Origin of the sequence: Flavobacterium succinicans (assembly GCF_001662485.1) — a bacterium.
In the GTDB taxonomy this organism is placed as follows: Bacteria; Bacteroidota; Bacteroidia; order Flavobacteriales; family Flavobacteriaceae; genus Flavobacterium; species Flavobacterium succinicans_A.
The window spans coordinates 1-3,955 of the sequence record NZ_JMTM01000033.1; the positions used below are offsets into that span (position 1 = coordinate 1).

At 37.6% G+C, this 3,955-nt stretch carries 4 protein-coding genes; all 4 read right to left on the minus strand.

Features of this window, described 5'->3' with window-relative positions:
- Nucleotides 1-289 precede the first annotated feature (289 nt).
- The gene (gene rplT, locus FLB_RS05485; RefSeq protein WP_035623056.1) at nucleotides 290-634 is read right to left on the minus strand and encodes a 50S ribosomal protein L20; all 345 of its coding nucleotides are present in this window, start codon (nucleotides 632-634) and stop codon (nucleotides 290-292) included.
- Between the two features lie 139 nt (nucleotides 635-773).
- The gene (gene rpmI / locus FLB_RS05490; RefSeq protein WP_024982756.1) at nucleotides 774-971 is read right to left on the minus strand and encodes a 50S ribosomal protein L35; all 198 of its coding nucleotides are present in this window, start codon (nucleotides 969-971) and stop codon (nucleotides 774-776) included.
- Nucleotides 972-1,106: 135 nt separating this feature from the next.
- Nucleotides 1,107-1,604 (minus strand): translation initiation factor IF-3, encoded by a 498-nt coding sequence (gene infC, locus FLB_RS14110; protein ID WP_231891049.1) that lies wholly within the window; start codon nucleotides 1,602-1,604, stop codon nucleotides 1,107-1,109.
- 76 nt (nucleotides 1,605-1,680) lie between these two features.
- A complete protein-coding gene (gene thrS / locus FLB_RS05505) occupies nucleotides 1,681-3,627 on the minus strand; it encodes a threonine--tRNA ligase (protein WP_064714967.1) in 1,947 nt (648 codons plus the stop codon).
- Nucleotides 3,628-3,955: the final 328 nt, after the last annotated feature.

Here is a 3,955-nt window from a genome sequence, read left to right on the forward strand (position 1 = left end):
AATAAGAATGTGCTTTAACCCATTCTTTAATGTTTGTCAAATTTGAATAGGAATGGGCTTTAGCTCATTCTATTCTATTTGTTTGTGGATTTGAATAGGGATGGGCTTTAGCCCATTCTTTAAAATGAGTTTCGTATTCGGCTTTAGCCAAAATCTCAACTTTGATGTGAAACGGTAGTCGGTCAACAATAGGAAGACAATCCCTCAAAAAAAAGACATAAAAAAAACCCGAACGAATGTTCGGGTTTTTCTATATAAGTAAGTAAGCTAAATTGAGTTGATAAAACGTTTATTTTACTTTATTAAGTATGGCTTTGAATGCTTCTGGGTGATTCATAGCTAGATCTGCAAGAACTTTACGGTTCAATTCGATTCCGTTAGCTTTAACTTTCCCCATGAATTGTGAATAAGACATTCCTTCTAATCTAGCTCCAGCGTTAATACGTTGAATCCATAAAGCACGGAAATTTCTTTTGTTCACTTTTCTATCGCGGTAAGCGTAGCACATTGCTTTCTCAACCGCATTCTTAGCAACTGTCCAAACGTTTTTACGTCTACCAAAGAAACCTTTGGCTTGCTTCATTATTTTTTTTCTTCTTGCTCTTTTAGCAACTGAATTTACCGATCTTGGCATAATTTTACTGTTTTTTTGTAGCAGGCGTCCTGAATTAAATCAAAGGAACTTATGGCCATACTCCAAGGTTATTAAATGTGTTGTAACCTAAAGAATTCTTTAAAGCAATAGTCTTAATGCTTAAGACTTGATACTTTTATTAGATAATTCTTAATTGTTGTTTGATGCTTTTCATATCTGTTGTGTGAACTAGCGCTGAGTGAGTCAAAGCTAATTTACGTTTTTTAGATTTTTTAGTCAAGATGTGACTTTTAAAAGCATGCTTTCTTTTAATCTTTCCAGAACCAGTAACTTTAAAACGTTTTTTGGCGCTAGATTTGGTTTTCATTTTAGGCATTTTTTCCTAGATTTTTAATTTATTCTTACTTACTTATTTTTCCCCTCTTAGCACTCCCCGAAGGGGGAGAGTGCTAAGAAGCTTATATTGTCTATCCTCTTTTTGTTTCCCTCCGTAAGAGGGGCTAGGGGAGGATTATTTCTTCTTCTTCGGAGCAATGAACATAATCATTCGCTTTCCTTCTAAAACAGGCATGGCTTCTACCTTACCGTGTTCTTCTAAGTCGGTGGCCAAACGCAATAATAAAATTTGCCCTTGGTCTTTGTAAATGATCGAACGGCCCTTAAAGAAAACAAATGCTTTTAGTTTCGCACCTTCTTTTAGGAATTTCTCTGCATTTTTTCTTTTAAATTCATAATCGTGCTCATCAGTTTGAGGACCAAAACGAATTTCTTTCACCACGACTTGAGAAGATTTAGCCTTAAGAATTTTATCACGCTTTTTTTGCTCGTAAATAAACTTCTTATAATCCATGATCTTACAAACCGGAGGTTCTGCATTAGGTGAAATTTCAACCAAATCCAATTCAAATTCATCTGCAAGACGTAACGCCTCGGAGAGTTTGAATACACCCGGCTCAATATTTTCTCCTACAAGTCTTACCTCTTGTAACCCACGAATGTTGTTGTTAATCCTGTGGGCATCTTTTTTTTCTACGCGAGGTTGGTAACCTCTGTTGCTTCTTATTGCTATGACTTTATAATTTAAGTTAAACTGTAAATACTTTCAATGTTTTGCTAATTTCTTCTTCAACAATAGCCGCAAATTCATCTATCGTTACACTGCTATTTCCTTTGCCTTCCTGACCATGTCTACGGATAGAAACCGTGCCGTTTTTCTCTTCTTCCTCACCTAAAATCAACATAAATGGGGTTTTCTGCATTTCGGCATCTCTGATTTTCTTTCCAATAGTCTCGTTTCTATTGTCAATTAGGGCGCGAATTTCGTGATTTTCTAGCAGATTTAAAACTTTTTTAGCATAATTTTCATATTTCTCACTCAAACACAAGATTATAGCCTGTTCCGGCATTAACCAAAGAGGGAAATTTCCTGCGGTGTGTTCTAATAAAATAGCAATAAATCGCTCCATAGAACCAAATGGGGCTCTATGAATCATTACGGGTCTATGTAATTCGTTGTCAGAACCTTTGTAAGTCAATTCAAAACGTTCTGGTAGGTTGTAATCTACCTGAATTGTACCCAATTGCCATTGTCTGCCTAGAGCATCTTTGACCATGAAATCCAATTTTGGACCATAAAAAGCAGCTTCACCATATTCTACAACAGTGTTTAGGCCTTTGTCTTTGGCAGCATTAATAATGGCATTTTCTGCTTTTTCCCAGTTTTCATCGCTGCCAATGTATTTCTCTCTATTCTCTTTATCGCGTAAAGATACTTGGGCGGTAAAGTTTTCAAATCCTAACGAGCCAAATACGTAAAGAACCAAATCAATTACTTTCTTGAACTCTTCGTCCAATTGTTCTGGTGTACAAAAGATATGAGCATCATCCTGAGTAAACCCTCGAACACGAGTCAATCCATGCAATTCCCCACTTTGTTCGTAACGGTAAACGGTTCCGAACTCAGCATAACGCTTCGGTAAATCTTTATAAGACCACGGGCGAACATTGTAAATCTCACAGTGATGTGGGCAGTTCATTGGTTTTAATAAAAACTCTTCGCCTTCTGCTGGAGTATTGATGGGTTGGAAACTATCCGCTCCGTATTTAGCATAATGGCCAGAAGTTACATACAATTCTTTTTGTCCAATGTGTGGAGTCACAACTTGCTCGTAACCTGCTTTCTTTTGGGCTTTTTTCAAAAATTGCTCCAAACGATCTCTTAATGCGGCACCTTTTGGCAACCACAATGGCAAACCTTGCCCTACCTTTTGTGAAAAAGCGAACAACTCCAATTCCTTACCAAGTTTTCGGTGGTCACGACGTTTGGCTTCTTCAAGTAATTCTAGATATTCTGTTAGGTCTTTTTGTTTTGGGAAAGACGTACCGTATACGCGGGTCAATTGCTTATTCTTCTCGTCTCCCCTCCAGTAAGCACCAGCAACACTCATGATTTTTACCGCTTTTATGATGCCTGTGTTGGGAATATGCCCGCCTCTACACAAATCAGTAAAAGTGGCATGATCACAAAAAGTAATAGTCCCGTCCTCTAGATTGCTTATCAACTCCGTTTTGTACACATTGTTTTTATAGGTATCTAAAGCTTCTGCTTTAGTAACAGCGCGCATTTTGAACTCGTGTTTCTCTTTGGAGATTTCTAATATGCGACTCTCGATCGCTTTGAAATCGGCTTCTGTGATTTTTTGATCACCAAAATCTACGTCATAATAGAATCCATTCGCTATAGCTGGACCTAAGGTTAATTGTATGCCAGGAAACATCTCTTCCAGTACTTGCGCCATCACGTGCGAAGTAGAGTGCCAAAAAGCTTTCTTTCCTTCAGCATCATTCCATGTATATAAAATAAGACTCCCGTCAGTAGTCAAGGGTGTGCTCGTCTCAATAGTAGTGCCTTCAAAAGATGCCGAAATGACATTTCTTGCAAATCCCTCACTAATGTTTTTGGCAACCTCCATTGGAGTAATGCCTGGCGCAAACGCTCTAATCGACCCATCGGGTAAAGTAATACTAATCATTGTTCTTTATATTTAGGAATGCAAATATAAACGTTTACCAAAACACATACAATATTAAGGACTTGTTTCTTTTTCAGGAGCTATTTCCGGCTGTCCGCTCTATCTCTTAGGGCGAACCCCGCCCTAAGAGGATGCCACTCCCATCCGGGCTAGGGCAATATCATTCATAAGCACCAATCCTAAATTGGATCACAAAGGTATAAGAGTTGAATAAATAATGGTTTTGTTCTATATTCTATACCATATATAATGTATAGATAGTGTATAGATAGTGTATGAATAGAGTATGAATAGCGTATTTTGCTATTACCATTAGCTTATTTTGGGT